Raw genomic sequence first — 23,487 nt, 5'->3', positions numbered from 1 at the left:
ATGGGCCTAGAGTTGAATCATGAAGATCGAACGCTTCCGGCACAGCCCGATCGGGCAACTCGTCCCGATCTCCGGAACGGACGGTCGGACCGGACTCGAGTACGACCACTTCGCGTTCGTCCCGGACCCCCTCCGCGACGAGCCGGTGCTGAGCGGGTCGACGTGGACCGCGATCGGACGAGCGAACAGGGCGCTCGGTGGACTGGACCAGGGTGCGTCGCTCCTCCCGAATCCCGGGATCCTGCGCCAACCGACACTCAGCCGCGAGGCACAGAGCACCTCGGCACTCGAAGGCACCTTCGCACCGCTCGATGACGTCCTCGCCGCAGAAGCCGTCGGAGGCGGCGGGCGTTCAGCCGCGCTCTCCGAGGTCTTGAACTACGTCGAGACAGCGGAGCTCGGCTTCGCTTGGGCAGAGGAGCGCGGTCTCACGGTCGGCATCCTGGAACAGCTCCAGAGCGTCCTGGTACGGGGGACGACCGCCGACACGGTCCAGGCGGGCAAGGTCAGGGAAGTGCCTGTCGCGATCGGGACGAGAGGGGGTGGGATCGAAGAAGCGAGATTCGTCCCGATGCCGCCGGGACTCGGCCTGCGGAGCGCACTCGGTGACCTCACCGGCTGGATGAACGACGTGGAGCGCCGAGGAGTCGACCCGGTGCTCGCGGCGGCGATGGCGCATTACCAGTTCGAGACGCTTCATCCGTTCAACGACGGGAACGGGCGACTCGGGCGTCTGCTCATCGTCCTGCAGTTCATGCGATCGAGGACGTTGGCTCAACCGCTCTTGAGTGTCTCGCCCTGGTTCGAGGCGCGTCGCGAGCGGTACCAGGACGGGCTCGCCGAGGTGAGTGCGACGGGCGCGTGGGATCAATGGGTGCGCTTCTTCGCGGAAGGCATCGAGCAATCCGCGATCGACACCGGCGCCAGGATGAGGGAGCTCCTCGCGGTGCAGGGCGACTACCGGGAGCGCATCCGCGAGAGCGGCGGGCGAGGGATCGTCCTCGACATCGCCGACCTGCTCATCGGGTCGCCGTTCGTCACGGTGCCGATGCTCGCGAAGGCGACGGGCCGGACGTACCAAGCGGCGAGCAACGCGGTCTCGAAGCTGACCGAGCTCGGCATCCTCGTGGAGGTCGAGCGACAGGGAGTGCGGATCTTCCGCGCCACCGACGTCGTCCGGGTCACGACTCGGCCGATGATCGTCCGACGTTCGTGAGGCAGCGTCCGCAGGGCGCGCACGGCCGACGCCGGGCAGGCTGGACGGATGGACGACGAGGCACGCCGCGAACACCGCACCGTCGGCGACGTCGACCTCACCACGTGGCGGACCCGCGCCGGCCGGGCCTCGGCGTCCGCGTGGGTGCGGCTCGGTGACCGGTTCGGTGCGCTGCCGCTGCTCCTCGTCACGCTGGTGATCGGAATCGCGGTCGCCGCCGTGTGCACGTGGATCGCGTCCGAGGTCTACGACGCCGTCCGCGAGGCCGACGACGTCGCGGTCCTCGACCGGCCGGCGCTCGACGTCGCCCTGTCGCTGCGGACGCCCGGGCTCGACACGGTCGTCACGTGGTGGACGAACGTCGCCGGCACCATCGGGATGCCGGTCCTCGCCGTGGCGTTCCTGGTCGGGTTCACGATCCACCGCCGGGCACGGACACCCGTGGTGCTCCTCGTCGCGGCGAGTGCCGGGTCGCTCCTGATGACCGTCACGGGCAAGGACCTCATCGGGCGCGCCCGACCACCGCTCGCGGACGCCGTGCCGCCGTACGAGCACTCGCCGTCGTTCCCGTCCGGCCACACGCTGAACGCGACCGTGATCGTCGGCACGATCGTGTACCTGCTGCTCCTCCGGCAGTCGAGCCGGGTGGCGCGCGTGGTGACGGTCGTCGTCGGGAGCGTGTTCGTCGTCTCGATCGGGTTGTCGCGCGTGTACCTCGGGCACCACTGGCTGACCGACGTCCTCGCGGCGTGGGCGCTCGGGCTCGCCTGGCTGGCCCTCGTGATCACCGCGCACCGGCTCTACCTCACCGCGATCCGGCCCCGCTGACCCGCGGCGGCGTGCGGGGCCGTCAGGCTGAGCCGGTAGGTTGCCCGGCATGGAAGAACGGGTCTTCGGCGGCAGGTACCGCGTCACGGGCACGCTCGGTCACGGGGGCATGGCGTCCGTGTACCGCGCGGTCGACGAGCAACTCGGACGCGAGGTCGCGGTCAAGGTGTTCCGCATGGGCGCGGTCGACCACGGGGAGCGGGCCCGCGCCGAGGCGGAGATCCAGGTCCTCGCGGGCCTGCGCAGTCCGGCGCTCGTGACGCTCTACGACGCCGCACTCGACGACGCCGACGGCGATTCGTACCTCGTGATGGAGCTCGTCCCCGGCAGCGACCTCGCCACGCGGCTCCGCGAGGGCCCGCTCGACCGTTCGACCACCGCGCGCGTCGGCGCCCAGGTCGCGGACGGCCTCGCCGCCGTGCACGCGCAGGGCATCGTGCACCGCGACGTGAAGCCCGCGAACGTGCTGCTCGAGGCGGACGGTTCGCACGTCAAGCTCGCCGACTTCGGCATCGCCCTGCTCCGGGACGCCGCCCGGGTCACCGGGACGGGCACCGTGATGGGCACGGCGGCGTACCTCGCGCCCGAACAGGTCACCGCGCAGGGGATCAGCGGGAAGTCCGACGTGTACTCGCTCGGCCTGGTGCTGCTCGAGTGCCTGACCGGCCGCATGCCGTTCCCCGGCAGCGCCGTCGAGTCCGCCACCGCGCGGCTCACCCGGTCGCCGGAGATCGACCCGTCCCTGCCGACGGCCTGGCGCGTGCTCCTGCACGTCATGACGGCGACCGATCCGGCCGAGCGACCGTCGGCGGCCGAGGCCGCCGAGCGGCTCCGCGCCCTGTCGTACGACGACGGTGCGCCCGCCACGCAGCTCCTGCCGGGAGGCCCTGGCACGCTCACCGCGGCGGCTGCGGCCGGCGGGGCGGTCGCCGCCACCGCCGTGCTCGGCGCCGCGGGACCGGCGCAGGCCGACGACACGACGCGCGCGATGCCCGTGAGCCGACCCGACGACGACGCGACGCGCGTGATGCCCGCGAGCCGGGCCTCCGGATCGGACGACGTCGCGACCACGGTGCTGGGTGCGCAGCGAGGCGGCGGCAGCACGGGTGGTGGCGCTCCCGTCGCACCTGCGCCGGCGCAGCCGGACGAGCAGCCGGAGAAGAAGCGCCGGCGTGGCCTGGTGATCACGCTCGTCGTCATCGGTGTGCTCGTGCTCGCCGGGATCGTCGTCGCGGTGCTCGCGCTCGGCAACGGCGGTGGGACGCCGGCCCCGACCGAGTCGAGCTCGACCTCGCCGTCCGCGCCCGTCGACGACCAGCCGAGCGACGAACCGTCCCAGCCCGCGGACGAGCCCTCCGAGCCCACCCAGCCGTCGCAGACGGTCGCGCCGCAGCCCTCGCAGACCGTCGAACCCGCGCCGTCACAGCCCGCGGAGCCGTCCAACGGCCCGGAGCCCTCCGTCCAGCCGACCCTGCCGGTCCAGACGCCGCTCGACAGCGGCGCGGCCGGCGCGACCTCGGCCGACACGGGCCCGGGCAACTCGGAGAACGCGCCGGGTCACGACGAGGGCTGAGCCAGCGCCGTCTCGATCGCGGCGCGCACGGGGAGCGGCTCCCGTCCCAGGAGCTCGGCGAGCAGCGGGTCGACCTCGTCGAACTCGCCGGCACGGGACCCCTGGAACATGCCGAGCATCATCTGCGCCGCCGCGGCGGGCACGCCGTGGTCGAGCTGGCGTGCGAGCCACTCGTCGTCGGCGAGGACCGTCCGGCGGACGGTCGTCCCGGTGACGTCGGACACGATCCGCGCGACGTCGTCGAACGTCACGGCGGCCGACGCGGTGAGCGCCGGGGTCGGCCCGTCGAACACCGGGCCGTCCGCCAGCAGGACCGCGTCCGCGAGTGCCAGGTCCTCCCGCGCGGTCCAGGAGATCGGGCCGTCCTCGGGCAGCAGGAGTTCCCCGGACTCGGCGGCGCCGGCGATCAGCCACCCGACGGTGTGCGCGTAGAAGCCGTTCCGGAGCGACGTCCACGGGGTGCCCAGGCCGGCGAGTGCGACCTCGGTGGCAGCGTGGTCCACCGAGAAGGCCACGGGGGAGTCCGCCCGGGTGTTCTGGTGCGCCGTGTAGAAGACCCGCTCGGCACCGGCGTCCGCAGCGGCACGGGCGGCGGCCGCGTGCATCGCGACCCCGTCCGGCCCGAGTGTGGTGCCGGAGACGACGAGCACGCGGTCCGCGTCCTCGAACGCGTGCGCGAGCGATCCGGCGTCGCCGAAGTCACCTCGGCGGACGCGCACACCGCGGGCCGCGAGGTCGGCCACCTTCGCGGTGTCCCGCACGCTGACGCCGATCTGGTCGGCGGGGACGCGCTGGAGCAGCGCTTCGACGGTGGCGGATCCGAGAGCGCCGGTGGCGCCGGTGACGACGAGCATGGTGATCGACCTTTCGTTAGCGGTGGAAACGCGATGACCGTACCACTGAAAACACGCCGCTAACAAGAGTTCGTTATCGTTGGTCCATGATCGATTCCGCGCGCGCCCGCATCGTCGACGCGGCCGCCGAGCTGCTCGCCGAGCAGGGCCCCGCTGGGGTAACGACCCGGGCCGTCGCCGCGGCCGCCGGCGTCCAGGCACCGACGATCTACCGGCAGTTCGGCGACAAGGACGGCCTGCTCGAGGCCGTCGCGGACCAGGTCTTCGCGAGCTACGTCGCCGGCAAGACCGTGCCCGACGACGTCGATCCCGTCGAGCACCTCCGGGACTCCTTCCACGCGCACATCGCGTTCGGGCTCGCGAACCCCGGGCTGACCGCGCTGTTCTCGGACCCGTTGCGCGCGCACTCGAGCACCGAGGACCGGGGCATCGCGGTGCTCCGTGAGCGGATCCACCGCGTGGCGCTCGCCGGACGGCTGCGGGTTCCGGAGCCGCGAGCCGTGTCCCTCGTGCACGCGATCGGGGTCGGTGTCGTGCTCGACCTGATCGGGACGCCGACTGAGCACCGGGACCCGGTGCTCGCCGATGCTGCGTGGGAGTCGCTCGCGAGTGCGATCCTGACCGAGCCCGCCGCGCCCGACACCGGTTCCGAGGACGGCCCGCGGGCCGCGGCGATCCGTCTCGCCGCGGACGACGCGGCGCTGGCGGTGCTCGGTCCGGCGGAGCGGGCGCTGCTGCGGGAGTGGCTCGGCCGGATCGCCGAGGGGGCGCCGGGGTCCTGACGCACGGTGGGTCCACGCGGCACCGTGGCACGTGGGGTTTCGTCCATCCGGTGGAGCAAATAGGGTGGAGGCCGTGCGAGAACTGCAACGGAGCGGTGGCCCGACGACGGCCGTCGCCGCCAGGAACCATGTCGGCTTCACCTCCCTCGAGGGGTACCTCCTCGAACAGCCGGAGGGCACCGGCACCGTCGCCGCGATCGTCCCCGGCTTCGCCGGACGCACGATCGGGTCCGGGGACCGCCTGTCCTGGGTCTGGTTCCCGGAGCGCACCCTGCCGGCCGGCCGGACCGAGCCCGAGGTCGCGGACCTCGACCACTTCTGGGACGCCACGGCCCTCACGCTCGACGTCGTCTTCACCGACGGCTCCCGCCTGAGCGACGCCGCCACGGACCAGTACGGCGACGCACTGACCCCGGACGCGCAGGACGCCGCCCGCAAGCAGTGGGTGGACCAGTGGAACCGGCGCGACGTCGACCTCGCGTCGTTCGCGGGTCGGGTCGTCGACCGCCTGGAGGCCCGGCTCGGCTCCGCCACGCCGGCTCCGGCCGACGACGCGGCCACGACCCCGGCCCTCCGCGGCTGGCTCGACGACGTCCGGATCGAGCCGCCCCGCCGTCCCGCCGCGTCCCGCCCTCTCGACCACGTGCGCACCACCCGTGGTACCCAGGCCTCGTCCCGGTTCTCCCGCGGCAACAACGCCCCGCTCGTCGGGCTCCCGCACGGCGGTGTCTTCGGACTGCCGATGACCGACGCGGCGAGCAACCGGTGGCCGTACGCGTACCAGGAGCACAACCGCGCGAGCGACAACCGCCCCGCGATCCAGGCCTTCGCCACCAGCCACATCCCGTCGCCGTGGATGGGGGACCGCGGGGTCTTCCAGGTGATGCCGTCCCCGCTCGCGTCACCGGACGTCGACCGCGTCGCCAGGGCCCTGGCGTTCGACCACGACGACGAGCTCGACGGCCCGCACCGCTACCGCGTGACCCTCGAGCACGGCGTCAGTGCCGAGATGACCGCGGGGGAGTTCGCCCTGGGGTTCCGCTTCACCGGCGTCCGCAGCATCGTGCTCGACCACCACGGCCGCGTGCTCGCGAGCACGGTCGCGATCGGCGCCGACGGGACCGCCGTGGTGGAGGCACACCTCGACGACCGACCGGGGACCCCGCCGCACTTCGTGCACCTGCGGATCCCGGGCGTGACCGCCGACCACACGTCGTCCAGCGACCAGCAGCTGCGCGGGTGGCTCGCGGTCCAGGGCGACACCGACGTCCTGCTCGGCATCTCGACGGTGTCGTTCGCGGACGCCCGCGCCAACCTCGACGCCGCCGGATCCTTCGACGCGATGCGCGACCGTGCCGAACGGGAGTGGACCGAGAAGCTCGCGACGCTCGAGGTCGAGGGCGCCACCGAGGACCAGCTGACGTCGGTCTACTCCGGCCTCTACCGGCTGTTCCTCTACCCGAACCGCGCCGGCGAGACCGCGCTCACGGGGGCGCCGCACTACCGATCCCCGTACGGCGACGTCCTGGCGGAGCCGATCCGCGACGAGCCGGGGCCGGAGGTCGTCGACGGTGCGATGACCACCACGAACGGGTTCTGGGACACCTACCGCACCGCCTGGCCGCTCCTCGGGCTGCTCACCCCGGACACCGCTGCCGACCTCGCGCAGGGCTTCGTCCAGCACTTCCACGACGGCGGGTGGACCCCGCGCTGGAGCGCCCCCGGCGCCGAGGACTGCATGACGGGCACCACGAGCGACACCGTGTTCGGTGACCTCCTCACGAAGGGCGTCGACGGGTTCGACCTGGAGCAGGCGTACCGCAGCGCGGTGAAGAACGCGACCGTCCCGCCGCGTGACGAGCGTGTCGGACGCAAGGGCAGCCTCCCGGGCGCCTTCCGCGGCCACGTCGACACCGACACGTCGGAGGGGATGTCCTGGACCCTGGACGCCGCGATCAACGACTGGAGCGTCTCGGTGATGGCCACCGCACTGGCGGACCGCACCACCGACCCCGTCGGACGCGAGCGGTACCGGGCAGAGGCCGAGTGGTTCGCCCGCCGGTCCCTGCAGTACCGGAACGTGTTCGACCGTCGCCGTGGGTTCTTCATCGGCCGGACCCCGGACGGGCAGTGGCGCGAGGGTGAGGGGTACGACCCCGACCAGTGGGGCGGCGACTACACCGAGACCAACGCGTGGGGCACGATGTTCACCGCGCCGCACGACGGTGCCGGGATCGTCGACCTGCACGGCGGCCCGTCCGGCTTCGACGCCGCGATCGACACGTTCTTCGCGACGCCGGAGACCGGCTCCACCGACCGCGCCGGCCACTACGGCTCCCCGATCCACGAGATGACCGACGCCCGCGACGTCCGCATCGGCATGCTCGGGCTGTCGAACCAGCCGGCGCACCACATCCCGTTCTTCCCGATGTTCACGGGCCGCCACGACGACGCGCACCGCATCGTGCGCTCCGCGCTGGACCGGCTGTTCGTCGGGTCCGACCTCGGGCAGGGGTACCCGGGCGACGAGGACAACGGCGAGATGAGCGCCTGGTACGTCTTCGCCTCGATCGGCCTGTACCCGCTGGCCCCGGCGAGCGGGTCCTACGTGATCGTGCCGCCGTCGGTCCGGCGCGCGGTGCTGCGCCAGCCGGGAGGCTCGGTGACGGCCATCGAGACCACTCGCGCTGGTCGGTTCATCGCCTCGGTCACCGTCGACGGCGCGCCCTGGAGCTCCATCAGCATCCCGCACGCGGTCGTCGTCGGCGCGTCGACGATCGTCATCGAGCTCTCCGAGACCCCCACCGGCTGGGCGTCGGACACGCGGCCGGTCTCGGCGTCCGCGGTGCACGGGTACCGGGACACCCCGGCGGACGTGCTCCCGGTGGGGGCGTCGGCGCTGACGGACGACACCGGCAGGACCGTGACGTCGCTGGCCGCCGGGTCCTCGGTGACGTTCCCGGTGACGATCGACTCCGCGTCGCTCTACACGGTGACGGCGGCAGTGCCCGGGACGTACTCGTGGCAGGTCGCGCTCGGGTCGTCCTCGGTCGACGTCACCGACGCGGCGTTCGAGTGGGCGGGGCAGACCCGGGTGTTCCGGATCTCCGGGGGCGGCGACACGTTCGCGTTCACCGCCGTGTCGGACCTGTCCCTCACGCAGCTCGAACTCATCGCGTCCGACGGACGGCGTTGACGCGCTGTTCACCTCGCCGGAGCATCCTCACCCCATGTCGATGAGCACACCGTTCGATCCGGAACAGCAGGGCAGCGCCGTCCCCGTGGACGGTCGGGACGAGGACGAACTCGAGGTGGAGGAAGCGCGGTCCGCCGAGCCCGACTCGTCCGCGGCCCCACTGCGGGAGCAGGACGAGGCCGGCGGCGGACCGGTCTTCCGCCGACCGCAGGCGGGTGACCGTCTGTCCGCGCAGGAGCTCTCGGCGGACACCGAGCTCGATTCATAGGCGCTGCTCATCGAGGACGGGCATGCTCGTCCCATGTCGATGAGCAGCGCGTTCGATCCGTCCCAGGGCCGCGCGATCCCCGAGGACCAGGTGGCCGAGGACGGCCTCGAACTCGATCAGGACCCGGCGCTCGGCCTGGACATCGCGGTCGAGGTGGTCAGCGGGGCCGCTGCCGATCCGGCGGCGCCGTCGCTGTTCCTCGCGCCGATCGCCAGCCCCTCCCCGAGCAGCCCGGAGTAGCCCTCAGGCGGACTCGGCGTCGTCGTCCTCGGACTCCACGGCGGCACCCTGCTGGAGCAGCCCCGTCGCGACGTCGTTGAGCACGCTCGTCAGGTCCACCCCCGTCGCGGCCTGGACCGAACGCAGGACCGTGGCGTACCGCGCCCGGGCGTCCGCGATGACGCGCTCGCCGATCGCACTGAGGGTGATCAGCGAGCCGCGCCGGTCGGAGGGGTTCGGGCGACGCTCGACCAGGCCGGCGGCCGCGAGCCGGTCGACGAGGTTCGTCACCGCGCCCGACGTCAGGCCGAGGTAGCCGGAGAGCTCCGTCGCGGTCGCGTACCCGGTGTCGCTGATCTGCGCGAGCGCGCGGAGGCCGGTCTCGTGGATCCCGGCGCGATCGCTGAGCTGCCCGGCGAGGCCACGCTCCGCCCGGATGACGGCGTCGAGCGCTCCGAGCAGCTCCGCTGCGTCACCGTCTGCTGTTCCTGCCACCGGTCCGGCCCTCTCCCTGTCGTGTTCCGACGCAAGGATGACACGGACTCCGGGGCCGCTTCCGCGCTGTCCCCCGCACTGGGGCGGCTGACGCGTTGCCACTTATGTGAATGACTGGCTATCTTGATGATCAAGCAACAACGCCACTCCCGGTGGCGGACCATCCACTCCTGATCATCGAGGTATCCCGTGTCGAACCCGCACCGCATCTCCCCGGTGAAGCGCCTCCGCTTTGCGCCTGTTGCGCTCATCGCGGGCATCTTCGCCGCCGTCCTGCTCTCCCTCTCGCTCACCGGCACCCTGTCCGGGTTCGCGGCGAGCATCACCAACAGCAGCAACACCGCCGGCAGCGGCACGCTCGTCATGCAGGAGCAGAACGCCGGCGCCTCGGTGACCTGCCTCAGCACCGACGGCGGCTCGGTGTCGACGAACTCCGCGACCTGCTCCACGATCAACAAGTTCGGCGGCAGCACGACCATGACGCCGGGCAACACCGTGAACACGGCGATCACCATCAAGAACACCGGCACCGCCGCGGCGAGCACCTTCACGCTCACCCCGGGGACGACCTGCACGCAGAGCGCGAACGGCTCGGCGAACGGCACCGCGACCGACCTCTGCGCGAAGATGAACCTGGTCATCACCTCCGGGTCGACCACGGTGTTCTCCGGCACCCTCGCCAGCTTCAAGGGCGCCGCAGCCTCCGCCTTCACGATGCCCGCGGCCCCGGCTGCCGGTGGGACCGTCCCGTTCAACTTCGCGGTGACGCTCGACTCCTCGGCCGGCAACACCTACCAGGGTCTCGCCGCATCCGTCCCGATGACCTGGACCTTCACGGCCTGATCGGCTCCACCCCCGGGTGACACCTCGACCGAGCCCGACACGGCCGAGGTGTCACCCACCCGTACGACCGCACGCAGCACCGCTCCACGAACGCACCGACAGGGAGGACGACCATGAGCCAGACCACGGCCGTCCCGCTGACCGGCACCCTGTCCCGTCCGCTGCTCGGAGCCCCGACCGCCAGCCGGTTCGAGGTCGTCCTGGCCTGGTCGGTCGCCGCGGTCGCCGCGGTGCTCCTCACCGTGGCCGCCGTGTTCCTCTCGAGCGGCGGCCGGATGTTCGTCGTCGAGACCCCTTCCATGGGCGAGGCGGCCCCCGTCGGCACGCTCGTGCTCGACCTGCCCGTGCAGGCATCGTCGCTCCGGGTGGGTGACATCGTCTCGTTCCGCGTGAGCGAGGCACCCGACACCACCTACACGCACCGGGTCATCGGCATCGACGGCGACGGCGGCATCCACACCCGCGGCGACGTGAACGGCGCGACCGACCCGTGGACGCTGACGCAGGAGAACCTCGTCGGGGCACCGGCGCTCCTCGTCCCGAACCTCGGCTGGCTCTTCCGGGCGGCCCCGTTGCTGCTCATCGGCACCCTCCTGATCTGGGTACTGACGAGTCCGTTCAGCGACCGGGTCACCCGGAGCTCGCTCCGCATCGCCGGATCGGCGCTCACGGTCTCGTACGCGGCGTTCGTGCTCAAGCCGTTCGTCAACGTGACGACCATCACGAACACCGCGCACCCGCACTCCGTCGAGGCGACGCTCATCTCCTCGGGGATGTTCCCGGTGCGGGTCGACGCCCACGGCGGCAGCACCGTCCACCTCGTCGACGGGGAAGTGGGGCGCGTGGTCGTCCACGAGCTCAGCAGCAACGGGCAGTACCAGATCACGTCGAACATCGACCTCGACCCGCTCGGCTGGGCGCTCCTCATCGCTGCGTGCCTGGTCCCGCTCGTGCTGTGCCTCGTGGTCGGCCGCGTCCACACGGTGCGCCCCTCGTGAGCGGCGTCCGGCTCCGCGACGGCAGGGTCGTCGCACTCGTGCTCGTGCTGGCCCTCGTCGCGGTGGTGCTCCTCGCCCAGTTCGCGCCGACCCGGTCCGCCTTCAGTGCGAAGGTCACCGACAGCAGCAACACCGCGGGGACCGCGAAGGACTTCACCTGCTCCGGCGCGATCGACGACGACCTGACGGGCGCGGTCTTCGCCTACAAACTCGGCGAGGCGACCGGCGCGAAGACGGCCGTCGACTGGTCGGGCAAGGGCGCGAACGGCACCTACCAGGGCACGATGACCGCCGCGACCCCGAACCCGAACGCCTGCCCCCGTGACGCCGGGAGCTCCTACGTCCTCAACGGCAGCACGTCGTTCGTCTCCACCCCCACCGCGGTGAAGAACCCGACGACCTTCAGCGAGGAGGTCTGGTTCAAGACGACCGTCGCCGGTGGCCTGCTGATCGGCTTCGGCAGCAACCAGGTCGCGGTGTCCGGCCAGCACGACCGGCAGATCTACCTCAACACCAGCGGCCAACTGGTGTTCGGCGCCTACAACAACGGGGTGCAGGTCGTGACCTCACCGCAGTCCTACAACGACGGGGCGTGGCACCACGTGGTGTCCACGATGTCCGCGGCCACCGGGATGCGGCTCTACGCCGACGGTGTGCTCGTCGCGTCGAACACCGCCTACACGCTGCCGGAGAACGCCACCGGGTACTGGCGGGTCGGGTACGACACGACGACCGGCTGGCCGGGCTCGGCGAGCAACTACTTCTTCACCGGCTCGATGCGCTACGCCGCGGTCTACAGCACGGTGCTCTCGCAGACCCAGGTCACGAACCACTACGTCGCCAGTCGCTGACGTGTGGTCGACCCTGCAACCGTTCGGTGACCGGTAGTGTTCCAGGATGACACCGACGGCCTACGTCGACGAATCCGAACCGGGGGACGCGCGTGACCCCGGCGCGTACATCCTCGCCGCCGTGCTCGTCGCGGAGGCTGCAGCGGATGATGTTCGGAGTGCTCTCGTGGCGCTGAAGCCGAGGTCGGCGAAGAAGCTGCACTGGACCGAGAGCGATGCGCGGCATCGAGAGCGCATCGTGGCTGAGGTCACGGCCGCGCCGGTCACGTTCATCGGAGTGGTCGCTGTCCTCGACGTGCTCGCGCGGAGCGAGCGCCGACGCCGCATCACATTCGAGCGCCTGCTACTCGAGCTGACGGCGGTCGGTGTCGACCGGGTCGTCCTCGAGTCCCGCGGACCCGCGGATCGGTTCGACCGTCAACACGTCGACGCGCTGCGGTCGCGCCGACTGCTCGTGGACGTCCGAGTGGACCACATGCCGGGGGCGGCCGAGCCATTGCTCTGGGCAGCCGACGCGATGTGCGGCGTCATCGCGGCCGACCGACAGGACAGTGGGCAGTACCGGGTTGCTGTCGGGGCGAAGCTCGTCGTCCACGAGGAGTGCCGATGACAGCGCGAATCCCCGGGCCCCGCTATACCGCAGGATCTCCCAGGGATCACTTCCGCTCCCACCGCGATGGGGCGACTCCGGCCAGTCTGACATTTCACCGCTCGGAAGGCAACAGTTCTCCACCGGCAACCCGAGCTCGACGGTGCGAGCGCCCTGGGCAGGGACGCCGAAGCGACCCTGCCCGGCTCGACGCGTGTCAGGGAACGGTGTGCCCCGCTGCCGTCAGCACGCGGTACCACTCCTCGCGCGAGAGCACGACGTCCGAGCCGGCTGCCGAGTCCCCTACGCGCTGGGGGTTCGTCGTACCGAGGACGACCTGGAAGTGCGCGGGGTGCCGGGTGATCCACGCCACGGCGATGCCCGTCGGGGTGACCCCGTGCGCCGACGCCAGCTCCTCGAGCACGTCGTTCAGCTCCGCGTAGTGCTCACGGTCACCGAGGAAGACGCCGTCGAAGAAGCCCTTCTGGAACGGCGACCAGGCCTGCGGGGTGATGTCGTGCAGGCGCGAGTAGTTGAGGATGTCGTTGTCGCGGTCGATCGACTGGTCGAGCCCGCCCATGTTCGCGGCGAGGCCCTGCGTGATGACGTTCGCGTGCGTGATGCTCAGCTGCACCTGGTTGAACGCGAGGGGCCGCGTGACCGACTTCTTCAGCAGCTCGACCTGCCCGGGGGTGTGGTTCGACACCCCGAAGTGGTGCACCTTGCCCGCGGCGTGCAGTTCGTCGAACGCCTTCGCCACTTCCTCCGGCTCGACGAGCGCGTCCGGGCGGTGCAGCAGCAGGACGTCGATGTAGTCCGTGCGGAGGGCCGTGAGCGACTCCTCGACCGACGACATGATGTGGTCGTACGAGAAGTCGAAGTAGCCCTGACGGATGCCGACCTTCGTCTGCAGCTGGATGTCGGCGCGCTCCGATGGGGACAGCGTGACCGCGGCGCCGAAGCGCTCCTCGCATCCGTGCCAGCCGCCGTAGATCGCGGCGTGGTCGAACATGGTCACGCCCGCGTCGCGCGAGGCCGTGTAGAGCGAACGGATGTCCTCGTCGCTCATGTCGTTGATCCGCATCAGGCCGACGATGACGTCGGAGGCGGTGAGGTCCGTCTGTGGCAACTCCAGTGTCTTCACGCCCTCGATCCTGCCAGGCCGGACCCGACCGAACGAGGCCCTGCCGGTACCCGTCGGGCGGACGAGCCGTCAGATGCGGACGGGTCCTCAGGCGCGGAACGTCCTCAGGCGCGGAGGACGGCCAGCACGGCGGCCTCGGTACCGGCCCACGTCGCGGTGAGGGTCTCGCCCGCGGGCAGTGGCGTCCCGACGACGCGCAGGATGGTGAGGTCCCCGATGGTCGTCAACGCGCCGTCCGTCGACGGGTCCACGGTCGTGACGGCCGGCGACGACGCCACGGACCCGCTGCCGCGCGCCGACCCGTGCGACGGCGGCAGCCCGACTCCCGGCGCGCCCACGAGCTCGGCCTCGTGCCCGCCGGTCGCGATCGTGTGCCGGAGGACGTCGGCGTACACCGGGTCCCCGGCGGCGTCGTAGACCCAGCGGCGACCGAGCACGGAGTGGTCCATCTCGGTGACGAGGAACGCCGCAGCGCCGTCGAGCGGTGCATCGCGGTAGGTCAGTGGCGCGTGCAGCACCGGACCGTCGCCGACGCGGACGAGCATCGTCTCGACGCCGACCTCGCCGGCGGGGTCCTCGAAGCGGAACCGCCCGACCACCTCCACCGTCGCGTCGGGGGCGACACCGCTCCACGGCTGCGACGGCAACCAGGCGGCGAGCGCCTCGGCCTTGGACGGACGGAGTGCAGCGCGGTGGATCAGGGCCATGCAGCGAACCTAGGGCACGCCGCCGGGCCCGGCGACGTCAGTGGACGGAGAAGCCGCCGTCCACCGCGATCGACTGCCCCGTGACGTAGGCCGAGCCCGGACCCGCCAGGAACACCGCCGCCGCGGCGAAGTCGGACGCGAGGCCGTTCCGCCCGACCAGGGTCCGCGCCGCCAGCCGCTCCACGGTCGCGGGGTCCGAGCTGAGCCGCCGGTTCAACGGGGTCTGCACGAACCCCGGGACCAGCGCGTTGGCGGTGACCCCCTGCGCGGACCAGGCTTCCGCCTGGGACCGGACCAGGGCCTCCAGTCCGGCCTTGGAGACCCCGTACGCGCCGCTGGCGGCGAACGGACGGTGGGCCTGCTGGGAGCTGATCGCGATCAGCCGCCCGAACCCGCGCCGCGCCATCCCGGGCGCGAGTCGCTGCCCGAGGACGAACGGCGCGTCGAGGTTCACCGCCATCGTGGCGTCCCACGTCGACTCGTCGAGCTCCGGCATCGGCGGGCGCAAGTTGATCCCCGCGGAGTTCACCAGGACGTCGACCCGGCCCACCGTGTCGGCGAGCGCGTGCGCTCCGGCGCGGGTGGACAGGTCGGCGACGACACCGTCGGCCGACCCGCCGGCGTCGCGGATCTCCTCGACGGCGGCGGCGATGGTCGCCGTCGTCCGAGCGGCGACGAGCACGTGGGCGCCTGCGTCCGCGAGTGCCGTCGCGATCGCCCGGCCGATGCCGGAGCTCCCGCCCGTGACGAGTGCGGTGCGTCCGTCGAGGCCGAAGAGCTGCTGGAGCGACATCCGGCCAGGCTACCGACGCCCGTACGCTGGACCGCGTGCGTGACGACCTGCTGCCCGTGCTCGCCTGCCCCGTGTGCCGCGAGCCGCTCGGTCGCACCGGCGCCGGCCAGGCCGGGTGCGCGAACGGCCACCGGTTCGACCAGGCCAAGCAGGGCCACCTGACCCTCCTGCCGGCGAAGCGACGCGCGCTCACCGCGGACACCCCGGAGATGGTCGACGCGCGCATCCGCTTCCTGGGACGCGGGCACTACGCGCCCGTCGAGCGGGCGCTCGCCGCGGTGGTCGCGTCAGCCGGTGCGCCTGGCGTCGTGCTCGACGTCGGTTCCGGCCCCGGCACGTACCTCGCGCACGCGCTCGACGCGTCCGGTGCGTCCGGCGCGTCCGTCTCGTCAGGAGCTGCCGGGAGGCTCGGGGTCGCGTTGGACCTGTCGGCCGTCGCGATCAGACGGGCGGCTCGGGTACACGTGCGGGCCGGTGCGGTCGTCGGGGACGTCACGGAGCGCCTGCCGGTCGTCGACGGCGCTGCCGCCGTCGTCCTCGACGTCTTCGCTCCGCGGAACCAGCGGGAGTACGCGCGGGTGCTGCACGAGGACGGTGTCCTGGTCGTCGTCACCCCGCGCACCGGGCACCTGGCCGAACTCGCCGAGGCGACGATCAGCGTCGACCCGGAGAAGGAGCGGCGGCTCCACGACGCATTGACGCCGTCGTTCGCCCAGACGTCGTCCGAGGACCTGACGTGGACGATGGACCTCTCCGCCGAGGACGTCCACGACGTCGTGCACATGGGGCCGAGCCACCACCACGTCGCTGCCGACACGGTCTTCGCGCCGGCCACGGTGACCGCCGCGGTCACCGTGTCGACGTGGACGCCGACACGGTGACGCAGCGGGTCGGTGGTCAGTGGTCGGTGGACTCCGGGGTCACGTCGAGGGCCCAGACCACGCCGAACCTGTCGCGCAGCTGCCCGGCGAGCGGTGACCACGCGGCGGGTCCGAACGGCTGCCGGATCTCGGCGCCGTCGGAGAGTCCCTCCCACGCGGCGGTGATCTCGTCGGCGTCGGTGCCGCTCAGGTACACGTAGAACGCGTTCGTGCCCTGGTCGTAGGGCTGTCCGGGCCAGACGTCGAAGGCCATCACGCGGATGCCGCTGGTCGTCTCGACCTGGCCCCACACGATGCGGTCCGCCCAGGCGGGGTCGTCGGTGGCGCCCATCGCGCCGTAGGTCATGGCCGCGGGCTCGGTGCCGAGGGCCTTCGCGTAGAAGTCGAGGGCCTCCCGGGCGTTGCCGTCGAAGTTGAGGTGCGGAGTCGTCGTGATCGTCATGGGGACGAGTCTGTCGACGGTAGCGGTCAGATCGTGTCCGCTTCTCCACGGATACTGGATCCGTGTCCGGACCCTCCTCGCGCATGCTCGCGCTCCTCTCCCTGCTGCAGGTCCGTCGCGACTGGCCGGGTGACGTCCTCGCCGAGCGCCTCGAGGTCAGCCCCCGAACCGTCCGTCGTGACGTGGACCGGCTCCGTGAGCTCGACTACCGCGTCGAGGCGCTCAAGGGCCCGGCCGGCGGCTACCGGCTCTCCGCCGGCTCCGAGCTCCCGCCGCTGCTCTTCGACGACGAGCAGGCGGTCGCGATCGCCCTGGCGCTGGCGGTCGCCCCGGCGTCGGGTGCCGACATCGCCGAGTCCGCGGCGCGGGCGCTGGCTGCGGTCCGGCAGGTGATGCCCGCACGGCTGCGGCACCGCATCGACGCGGTGGACGTGGTCGCGACACCGGGGACGACGACGGTCGATCCCGAGGTGCTCGTCGCCGTCAGCGACGCCGTGCGGACCCGGCAGGTGCTCCGCTTCGACCTCGATGCTGCCTGGGCCGGTGACGCGCGGGACGAGCGGCCTCCTCGTCGTGTCGAGCCGCACGCCGTCGTCGCCCGGAACGGGCGGTGGTACCTGCTCGCGTGGGACGACGAGCGGGACGACTGGCGCACCTACCGCGTCGACCGGATGCGTCCGCGGACGCCGACGGGTCTCCGCTTCACGCCGCGCGAGGTACCCGGCGGGGATCCGGCGGCGTTCGTCGCCGCACGGTTCAAGGGCTCGGACGTCCGGGACGCCTGGCCGTGCACCGGGACCGTCGAGCTGCGAGTCGCGGCGCGGACCATCGCGCCGTACCTCGACGCCGGCGCGGTGCTCGACGAGCTCGGACCGGACCGGTGTCGGCTCACCATCGGGTCGTGGTCGTGGACGGCGCTCGCCGCACGGATCGCGGGGTTCGATGCGTCGTTCGAGGTCCTCGAGCCACCGGCGCTGCGCGATGCCTGTGCCGTGGTGGCGGACCGGTTGCGGGCGTCGGTCATCGACTCGTAGCTGGACCGCCGATGCCGGAGAGCAGGTCGGGGTGGCATCGCAGGAGCCGAGCGAAGCTCCGCGAGGCGGACCTGTTCGCATCGACGGTGTCTGCCAGGTGGCAGATGACCACGATCGATCGGTAGGGGCTCCGTAGGGGGCTGCCGTCGAGACGGGCAACGAGGTCATCCGGCGATCGATACTGCGGTGTCGGGACGCCGAACTGACGGCCCCAGACCCGCGTGTGGTGAGCGCAGCAGTTCCGGACGTGCGCGACGTGCTGCATGGTTCCCCTGAGGGTGGACGGAGGCAGCCTGAACGAGGCGGCGACGGCATTCCTCGATCCGGCGTCGAGGGCTCCGGTCACGCGGGAGAGTGTCCCGAAGCTCAGTTCTTCGGACAACATCCCGAACGAGATCTGGTCGAGCCTCCGTCGTCTCCAGATCGCGCGGACGGCGGGGTCGTAGCTGCGGTCCAGAGCTGCCGCGTACTGCTGGCGCAAGGCGTCGAGCACCGTGCCGCGTCGGAAGGCCGCTGGGTCGAGATGCCATCGCTGGCCGAACTCGGCTGAGGCGGAAGCGTCGACGCGTCCTCGAAGGGCAAGCTCGATGCGCTCGACCTGTGTCAGCAGGAGGCTGCGGAGGCAGCTGTCGAACTCTCTGACTCGGATGAGCGATGCCTCGGTCACCTCGTGGTCGTGTTCTGAGAGTGCGCGGCGGAACTGGGCCGAGCGGTAGGCCGAGAGGGCGACTGAGTGCGGCAAGAGTGCTCCGAGGCGTCGAGATCGAACGATCTCGGGCGAGCCGGCAGCAACTACAGCGCAGGAAACGAACGTGAGCGGAGAAAGAGGCACCCCGCGCCGGGACGGCGCGGGGTGAAGAAGTCCCACCGATTTGAGGAAGCGCTGGCTTGAGCCTTGGCAGGAACGATTACCGGAAACATATCACATGATGCCAGGCGGGGCAAGCGGTGTTAGGGGCGCGCATGCGTCGCGGAGCGGGGCGTTAGGAGCGCGTTAGGAGCGGTCCGGAGGCCCGGTGCCGGATCCAGGATCGGATCCGGCACCAGGAACGGTGCCGTCCACGGCATCTCGTCGCGGACCCGAAGAACCTCCAGGAGTCCACGTGCTCGGCATCACCATCGCAGCCGCCGTCCTCGGCGTCGCCGCGGTCGTCTACCTCGTCTGGGCGCTCGTGCGCCCGGAGCGGTTCTGATGGGGGCCGCGGCGACCTGGGCCGGCATCGCCCAGGTCGCGGTCCTCGTCCTGCTGCTCGTCGTCGTGCACCGTCCGCTCGGTGACTGGATGGCGCGCGTGTTCTCCTCCACCCACCACGGCCGCGTCGAGCGGGTCGTCTACCGGGTGATCGGCGTCGACCCCGACGCGGAGCAGTCGTCCGGCGCGTACCTCCGCGGCGTGCTGCTGTTCAGTTCGGCCGGGCTCGTGGTCGTGTTCCTCCTGCAGCGCATCCAGACCGTGCTGCCCGGGGACCTCGGGTTGCCGAACGTCGGCTGGTCGCTCGCGTTCAACACGGCGGCGTCGTTCGTGGCGAACACGAACTGGCAGTCCTACTCGCCCGAGGTCACGGTCGGGTACTCGGTGCAGCTGGCCGGGCTCGCGGTGCAGAACTTCCTGTCGGCTGCGGTCGGGCTCGCGGTCGCCGTCGCACTCGTCCGCGGGTTCGCCCGGCGACGCTCGTCGACGATCGGCAACGTCTGGGTCGACGTCGTCCGGGGCACGGGCCGGCTCCTCCTGCCGCTGTCCTTCGTGTTCGCGATCGTGCTCGTCGCCGGCGGTGTCATCCAGTCGTGGGGGAGCGGCACCGACGTGACCACGCTCACCGGCGGGACGCAGCACATCCCGGACGGCTTCGTCGCCTCGCAGGAGGCGATCAAGCTCCTCGGCACGAACGGCGGCGGGTACTTCAACGCGAACTCGGCCCACCCGTTCGAGAACCCGTCGGCGTGGACGAACCTCGTCGAGGTCTTCCTGATGCTCGCGATCCCGTTCTCACTGCCGCGCACCTTCGGCCGGATGGTGGGCGACCGTCGGCAGGGGTACGCGATCCTCGCCGTGATGGGGGTGGTCTTCCTCGTCTCCCTGGCGGCGATGTCGATCGCCGAGCTCGCCGGTGGCGGGGCGGCCACGCACGCCGCCGGGGCCGCGATGGAGGGCAAGGAGGTCCGCTTCGGGGTCCTCGGCACCACCCTCTTCGGCACCACGTCCACCGCCACGTCGACCGGTGCGGTGAACGGGATGTTCGACAGCTTCACGCCGATCGGCGGGATGATGGCGCTGCTGAACATGATGCTCGGCGAGGTCACGCCCGGCGGCGTCGGGTCCGGCCTCTACGGCATGCTCGTCCTCGCCGTGATCACGGTCTTCATCGGCGGACTGCTCGTCGGCCGGACGCCGGAGTACCTCGGCAAGAAGATCCGGTCGCGCGAGATGACCTTCGCGGCGCTCTACATCCTCGTGACGCCCACGGTCGTGCTGCTCGGCACGGCGCTGTCACTGGCGATCCCCGGCGTCCGGGAGCAGGTCCTCGGCACCTCGGTGTTCAACCCCGGCAACCACGGCCTGTCCGAACTGCTCTACGCGTTCACGAGCGCCGGCAACAACAACGGCTCGGCGTTCGGTGGCCTCACGGCGAACACGACGTGGATGAACACCGCGCTCGGCGTCGCGATGCTGCTCGGCCGGTTCGTGCCGATCGCCTTCGTGCTGGCGCTCGCCGGGTCGCTCGCCGCGCAGGACCGCGTCCCGGCGACCGCCGGAACGCTGCCGACGCACCGGCCGCTGTTCGTCGGGCTGCTCGCCGCCGTCGCCGTCATCGTCACCGCACTCACCTACTTCCCGGTGCTCGCACTGGGCCCCCTCGCAGAAGGACTGTCATGACAACCGTGACCTCCGAGTCGGAACCGCACACCGCGGTGGAGCCGACCACCCGCTCGTCCGCCTTCGGACCCCGTCAACTGGTGGCGGGCCTCCCGGGCGCCCTCCGGAAACTCGATCCGCGACTGATGTGGCGGAACCCGGTCATGTTCCTGGTGGAGGTGGGCGCAGCCCTCACCACGGCCGCCGCGTTCGTCGACCCGTCGGCGTTCACCATCGCGATCGCCATCTGGCTGTGGCTGACGGTCGTCTTCGCCAACCTGGCGGAGTCCGTCGCCGAAGGGCGGGGCAAGGCCCAGGCGGACACACTCCGGAAGACCCGGTCGACCACCAGCGCTCGCCGCGTCCTCGGGTACGCCGCCGCGGACCCGTCCGCGGCCACCAACGCCACCGAGGACATCGCGTCCGTCGACCTCGCGAAGGGGGACGTCGTGGTCGTCGTCGCCGGCGAGGTGGTGCCGGGCGACGGTGACGTCATCGACGGCATCGCCTCGGTCGACGAGTCCGCCGTCACCGGTGAGTCCGCTCCGGTCATCCGCGAGTCCGGCGGCGACCGCAGCGCCGTCACGGGCGGAACCCGCGTGCTCTCCGACCGGATCGTGGTGCGCATCACCTCGACACCGGGTGAGACCTTCATCGACCGGATGATCCGCCTGGTCGAGGGCGCCGCCCGGCAGAAGACGCCGAACGAGATCGCGCTGAACATCCTGCTCGCGTCGCTGTCGATCGTGTTCGTGATCGTGTGCCTGACCATGCAGCCGATCGCCGGCATGGTCGGCGCGACGGTCAGCATCACGGTGCTCATCGCGCTGCTCGTCTGCCTGATCCCGACCACCATCGGCGCGCTGCTGTCGGCCATCGGCATCGCCGGGATGGACCGGCTCGTGCAGCGGAACGTGCTCGCGATGTCCGGACGTGCGGTCGAGGCAGCCGGCGACATCACGACGCTGCTCCTCGACAAGACCGGGACGATCACCTACGGCAACCGTCGGGCCTCCCGCGTGGTGCCCGTGCCCGGGGTGACGCAGGCCGACCTGATGGCCGCCGCGGCACTGTCGAGCGCAGCCGACGGGACCCCCGAGGGGCGCTCCATCGTCGACCTGGCGGTCGCCGACGGGGTGACCACGGGCCTGCCGGCCGGTGCCGTCGAGGTGCCGTTCACCGCGAACACCCGGATGTCCGGCGTCGACCTGGCCGACGGCTCGCAGGTCCGGAAGGGCGCCGCTGCGGCAGTGCTCAGCTGGGCTGGAACCCCCGATGCCGGTGTGGTCGCGGCGATCGACGCCACCGTCGCCGAGATCTCCGACCAGGGCGGGACGCCGCTCGTCGTCGCCCGTCGTGCCCCGTCGGGCCAGGTCGCGCTGCTCGGCGTCGTCCACCTCAAGGACGTCGTCAAGGACGGGCTCTCCGAGCGGTTCGACGAGCTCCGCAGCATGGGCATCCGCACGGTGATGATCACCGGCGACAACCCGCGCACCGCGAAGGCGATCGCCGCCGAGGCCGGTGTGGACGACTTCCTCGCCGAGGCCACCCCGGAGGACAAGCTCGCGCTCATCCGCCGGGAGCAGGAGGGCGGGAACCTCGTCGCGATGACGGGCGACGGCACGAACGACGCCCCGGCCCTGGCGCAGGCGGACGTCGGCGTCGCGATGAACACCGGGACGACCGCGGCGAAGGAGGCCGGCAACATGGTCGACCTGGACTCCGACCCGACCAAGCTCATCGACGTCGTCCGGATCGGGAAGCAGCTGCTCATCACCCGCGGGGCGCTCACCACGTTCTCGATCGCCAACGACGTCGCGAAGTACTTCGCGATCATCCCCGCGATGTTCCAGTTGGCGTTCCCCGGTCTGGCGGCACTCAACATCATGGGCCTGCACAGCCCGTCGTCCGCGATCCTGTCGGCCGTCGTGTTCAACGCGCTCGTCATCGTGGCGCTCATCCCGCTGTCCCTGCGTGGCGTCAAGTACCGCGCAGCCTCGGCGTCGTCGATCCTCGGCCGCAACCTGCTCGTCTACGGGCTCGGCGGCGTGATCGTCCCCTTCATCGGCATCAAACTGATCGACCTCGTCGTCGGTCTCATCCCGGGGTTCTGACTCATGGCAACCAGCTCTCGTTCCTTCCTCCGCAGCACCGGCGTCGCGGTCCGGCTCACCCTGCTGGCGACGGTCGTCCTCGGCGTCGCGTACCCGGTCGCCGTCTGGGGGGTCGGCCAGGCGGCGTTCCACGACCAGGCGAACGGCTCGATCGTGTCCCAGGACGGCGAGCGCGTCGGCTCCTCGCTCATCGGCCAGTCCTTCGCCGGCAAGCAGGCGGACCGGTGGTTCCAGTCGCGTCCGTCCGCCGCGGGCGAGGACGGCTACGACGCGAACGCCTCGTCCGGGTCGAACCTCGGCCCGTCGAACCCCGACCTGACGAAGGCCGTCGAGGAGCGGAAGGCCGCGGTCGCGAAGGCCGACGGGGTCTCGGCTGCCGACGTGCCCGCGGACGCGGTGACGGCCTCGGGCTCCGGCCTCGACCCGGACATCAGCCCGGCGTACGCGCAACTCCAGATCGCGCGGGTCGCGGAAGCCCGCAGGCTGAGCGAGTCCGTCGTGCGGAAGCTCGTCGACGAGCACACGGAGGGCCGGGAGCTCGGCGTCCTCGGCGCTCCGGCGGTGAACGTGCTCGAGCTGAACCTGGCGCTGGCGAACGCCGGCTGACCGACCGGGCGCCGGAGCAATCCGCCACGACGCCGAACCGGGCGTGGTGCGGTTCGGCGTCGCACCACCGGAACTCGTCCGAACCACGGACGACCGTGGTTCGGACGGGAATCGGTTGTGCGGCGCCGATCGGCGCCGCCGCGCCACGCGCGAACCGCCGCGCCACGCGCGCGGCGCCGCGCCGCAGGACCCACCGAACA

24 protein-coding genes are annotated in these 23,487 nt (G+C 71.7%); 17 read left to right on the top strand and 7 right to left on the bottom strand.

Annotated features, from left to right (window positions below):
* The first annotated feature begins 19 nt into the window (after positions 1 to 19).
* Genes ACIPJY_RS11045 through ACIPJY_RS11035 form a run of 3 tightly spaced genes read left to right on the top strand, consistent with a single transcriptional unit; the run spans position 20 to position 3,617 of the window.
* On the top strand, positions 20 to 1,216 hold the full coding sequence (locus tag ACIPJY_RS11045; protein ID WP_400464665.1) for a Fic family protein: 1,197 nt from the start codon (positions 20 to 22) through the stop codon (positions 1,214 to 1,216).
* A gap of 48 nt (positions 1,217 to 1,264) precedes the next feature.
* The gene (locus tag ACIPJY_RS11040) at positions 1,265 to 2,044 is read left to right on the top strand and encodes a phosphatase PAP2 family protein (RefSeq protein WP_400464668.1); all 780 of its coding nucleotides are present in this window, start codon (positions 1,265 to 1,267) and stop codon (positions 2,042 to 2,044) included.
* A 49-nt stretch (positions 2,045 to 2,093) separates the two neighbouring features.
* The gene (locus ACIPJY_RS11035; protein WP_400464671.1) at positions 2,094 to 3,617 is read left to right on the top strand and encodes a protein kinase; all 1,524 of its coding nucleotides are present in this window, start codon (positions 2,094 to 2,096) and stop codon (positions 3,615 to 3,617) included.
* On the opposite strand, the gene ACIPJY_RS11030 is transcribed toward ACIPJY_RS11035, so the two are convergent.
* Positions 3,602 to 4,471, bottom strand: coding sequence for an NmrA family NAD(P)-binding protein (locus ACIPJY_RS11030; RefSeq protein WP_400464673.1), 870 nt, complete (start codon positions 4,469 to 4,471; stop codon positions 3,602 to 3,604). The two genes, ACIPJY_RS11035 and ACIPJY_RS11030, sit on opposite strands and share 16 nt — an antisense overlap.
* An 86-nt stretch (positions 4,472 to 4,557) precedes the next feature.
* Between ACIPJY_RS11030 and ACIPJY_RS11025 the strand changes: the two genes are divergently transcribed.
* The 4 genes from ACIPJY_RS11025 to ACIPJY_RS11010 all read left to right on the top strand — a co-directional run bounded on the left by ACIPJY_RS11025 (position 4,558) and on the right by ACIPJY_RS11010 (position 8,957).
* A complete protein-coding gene (locus tag ACIPJY_RS11025; protein WP_400464676.1) occupies positions 4,558 to 5,253 on the top strand; it encodes a TetR/AcrR family transcriptional regulator in 696 nt (231 codons plus the stop codon).
* A 73-nt stretch (positions 5,254 to 5,326) separates the two neighbouring features.
* Positions 5,327 to 8,449 (top strand): GH92 family glycosyl hydrolase, encoded by a 3,123-nt coding sequence (locus ACIPJY_RS11020; protein ID WP_400464679.1) that lies wholly within the window; start codon positions 5,327 to 5,329, stop codon positions 8,447 to 8,449.
* A 34-nt stretch (positions 8,450 to 8,483) separates the two neighbouring features.
* Entirely contained in the window at positions 8,484 to 8,717 is a 234-nt protein-coding gene (locus ACIPJY_RS11015; RefSeq protein ID WP_400464681.1) for a hypothetical protein, read from the top strand.
* Between the two features lie 33 nt (positions 8,718 to 8,750).
* The gene (locus ACIPJY_RS11010; protein ID WP_400464683.1) at positions 8,751 to 8,957 is read left to right on the top strand and encodes a hypothetical protein; all 207 of its coding nucleotides are present in this window, start codon (positions 8,751 to 8,753) and stop codon (positions 8,955 to 8,957) included.
* 3 nt (positions 8,958 to 8,960) lie between these two features.
* On the opposite strand, the gene ACIPJY_RS11005 is transcribed toward ACIPJY_RS11010, so the two are convergent.
* Entirely contained in the window at positions 8,961 to 9,431 is a 471-nt protein-coding gene (locus tag ACIPJY_RS11005) for a MarR family winged helix-turn-helix transcriptional regulator (protein ID WP_400464685.1), read from the bottom strand.
* Positions 9,432 to 9,620: 189 nt separating this feature from the next.
* Here ACIPJY_RS11005 and ACIPJY_RS11000 point away from each other — a divergent pair, with 189 nt between their 5' ends.
* From ACIPJY_RS11000 to ACIPJY_RS10985, 4 genes are all read left to right on the top strand, one after another.
* Positions 9,621 to 10,274 (top strand): hypothetical protein, encoded by a 654-nt coding sequence (locus ACIPJY_RS11000; RefSeq protein ID WP_400464688.1) that lies wholly within the window; start codon positions 9,621 to 9,623, stop codon positions 10,272 to 10,274.
* Between the two features lie 113 nt (positions 10,275 to 10,387).
* The gene (locus tag ACIPJY_RS10995; RefSeq protein WP_400464691.1) at positions 10,388 to 11,272 is read left to right on the top strand and encodes a S26 family signal peptidase; all 885 of its coding nucleotides are present in this window, start codon (positions 10,388 to 10,390) and stop codon (positions 11,270 to 11,272) included.
* On the top strand, positions 11,269 to 12,123 hold the full coding sequence (locus ACIPJY_RS10990) for a LamG domain-containing protein (protein ID WP_400464693.1): 855 nt from the start codon (positions 11,269 to 11,271) through the stop codon (positions 12,121 to 12,123). Before ACIPJY_RS10995 ends, ACIPJY_RS10990 begins: the two co-directional genes overlap by 4 nt.
* Before the next feature lie 46 nt (positions 12,124 to 12,169).
* Complete coding sequence (locus ACIPJY_RS10985; protein ID WP_400464696.1) at positions 12,170 to 12,733, top strand: hypothetical protein; 564 nt, start codon at positions 12,170 to 12,172, stop codon at positions 12,731 to 12,733.
* Positions 12,734 to 12,929: 196 nt separating this feature from the next.
* Here ACIPJY_RS10985 and ACIPJY_RS10980 read toward each other — a convergent pair whose 3' ends face one another.
* The 3 genes from ACIPJY_RS10980 to ACIPJY_RS10970 all read right to left on the bottom strand — a co-directional run bounded on the left by ACIPJY_RS10980 (position 12,930) and on the right by ACIPJY_RS10970 (position 15,356).
* Positions 12,930 to 13,856, bottom strand: coding sequence for an aldo/keto reductase family oxidoreductase (locus ACIPJY_RS10980; RefSeq protein WP_400464698.1), 927 nt, complete (start codon positions 13,854 to 13,856; stop codon positions 12,930 to 12,932).
* 104 nt (positions 13,857 to 13,960) lie between these two features.
* Complete coding sequence (locus tag ACIPJY_RS10975) at positions 13,961 to 14,563, bottom strand: hypothetical protein (protein WP_400464701.1); 603 nt, start codon at positions 14,561 to 14,563, stop codon at positions 13,961 to 13,963.
* Positions 14,564 to 14,600: 37 nt separating this feature from the next.
* Complete coding sequence (locus tag ACIPJY_RS10970; protein WP_400464704.1) at positions 14,601 to 15,356, bottom strand: SDR family NAD(P)-dependent oxidoreductase; 756 nt, start codon at positions 15,354 to 15,356, stop codon at positions 14,601 to 14,603.
* A 35-nt stretch (positions 15,357 to 15,391) separates the two neighbouring features.
* On the opposite strand from ACIPJY_RS10970, the gene ACIPJY_RS10965 reads away from it, so the two are divergent.
* Positions 15,392 to 16,237: a putative RNA methyltransferase gene (locus ACIPJY_RS10965; protein ID WP_400464706.1), complete on the top strand. Its 846-nt coding sequence runs from the start codon at positions 15,392 to 15,394 to the stop codon at positions 16,235 to 16,237.
* A 16-nt stretch (positions 16,238 to 16,253) separates the two neighbouring features.
* Here ACIPJY_RS10965 and ACIPJY_RS10960 read toward each other — a convergent pair whose 3' ends face one another.
* On the bottom strand, positions 16,254 to 16,679 hold the full coding sequence (locus tag ACIPJY_RS10960) for a VOC family protein (RefSeq protein WP_400464709.1): 426 nt from the start codon (positions 16,677 to 16,679) through the stop codon (positions 16,254 to 16,256).
* Positions 16,680 to 16,741: 62 nt separating this feature from the next.
* Here ACIPJY_RS10960 and ACIPJY_RS10955 point away from each other — a divergent pair, with 62 nt between their 5' ends.
* Positions 16,742 to 17,713 carry a helix-turn-helix transcriptional regulator gene (locus tag ACIPJY_RS10955; protein WP_400464711.1) on the top strand — a complete coding sequence of 324 codons (972 nt, stop codon included), beginning with the start codon at positions 16,742 to 16,744 and terminating at the stop codon, positions 17,711 to 17,713.
* Here ACIPJY_RS10955 and ACIPJY_RS10950 read toward each other — a convergent pair.
* On the bottom strand, positions 17,700 to 18,545 hold the full coding sequence (locus ACIPJY_RS10950) for an Abi family protein (RefSeq protein ID WP_400468186.1): 846 nt from the start codon (positions 18,543 to 18,545) through the stop codon (positions 17,700 to 17,702). The two genes, ACIPJY_RS10955 and ACIPJY_RS10950, sit on opposite strands and share 14 nt — an antisense overlap.
* A gap of 271 nt (positions 18,546 to 18,816) precedes the next feature.
* On the opposite strand from ACIPJY_RS10950, the gene kdpF reads away from it, so the two are divergent.
* Genes kdpF through kdpC form a run of 4 tightly spaced genes read left to right on the top strand, consistent with a single transcriptional unit; the run spans position 18,817 to position 23,287 of the window.
* Complete coding sequence (kdpF, locus tag ACIPJY_RS10945; RefSeq protein ID WP_123654910.1) at positions 18,817 to 18,906, top strand: K(+)-transporting ATPase subunit F; 90 nt, start codon at positions 18,817 to 18,819, stop codon at positions 18,904 to 18,906.
* The gene (kdpA, locus tag ACIPJY_RS10940; RefSeq protein WP_400464718.1) at positions 18,906 to 20,588 is read left to right on the top strand and encodes a potassium-transporting ATPase subunit KdpA; all 1,683 of its coding nucleotides are present in this window, start codon (positions 18,906 to 18,908) and stop codon (positions 20,586 to 20,588) included. Before kdpF ends, kdpA begins: the two co-directional genes overlap by 1 nt.
* Positions 20,585 to 22,681, top strand: coding sequence for a potassium-transporting ATPase subunit KdpB (gene kdpB, locus ACIPJY_RS10935; protein WP_400464721.1), 2,097 nt, complete (start codon positions 20,585 to 20,587; stop codon positions 22,679 to 22,681). The genes kdpA and kdpB overlap by 4 nt, the downstream gene beginning before the upstream one ends.
* Positions 22,682 to 22,684: 3 nt before the next feature.
* Entirely contained in the window at positions 22,685 to 23,287 is a 603-nt protein-coding gene (kdpC, locus tag ACIPJY_RS10930) for a potassium-transporting ATPase subunit KdpC (RefSeq protein ID WP_400464724.1), read from the top strand.
* Positions 23,288 to 23,487 lie beyond the last annotated feature (200 nt).

It is taken from the genome of Curtobacterium sp. NPDC090223 (genome assembly GCF_044746585.1).
Taxonomy (GTDB): Bacteria; Actinomycetota; Actinomycetes; order Actinomycetales; family Microbacteriaceae; genus Curtobacterium.
The sequence above is the reverse complement of the archived record's forward strand: the minus strand, read 5'-3'. Positions and strand labels throughout refer to the sequence as shown.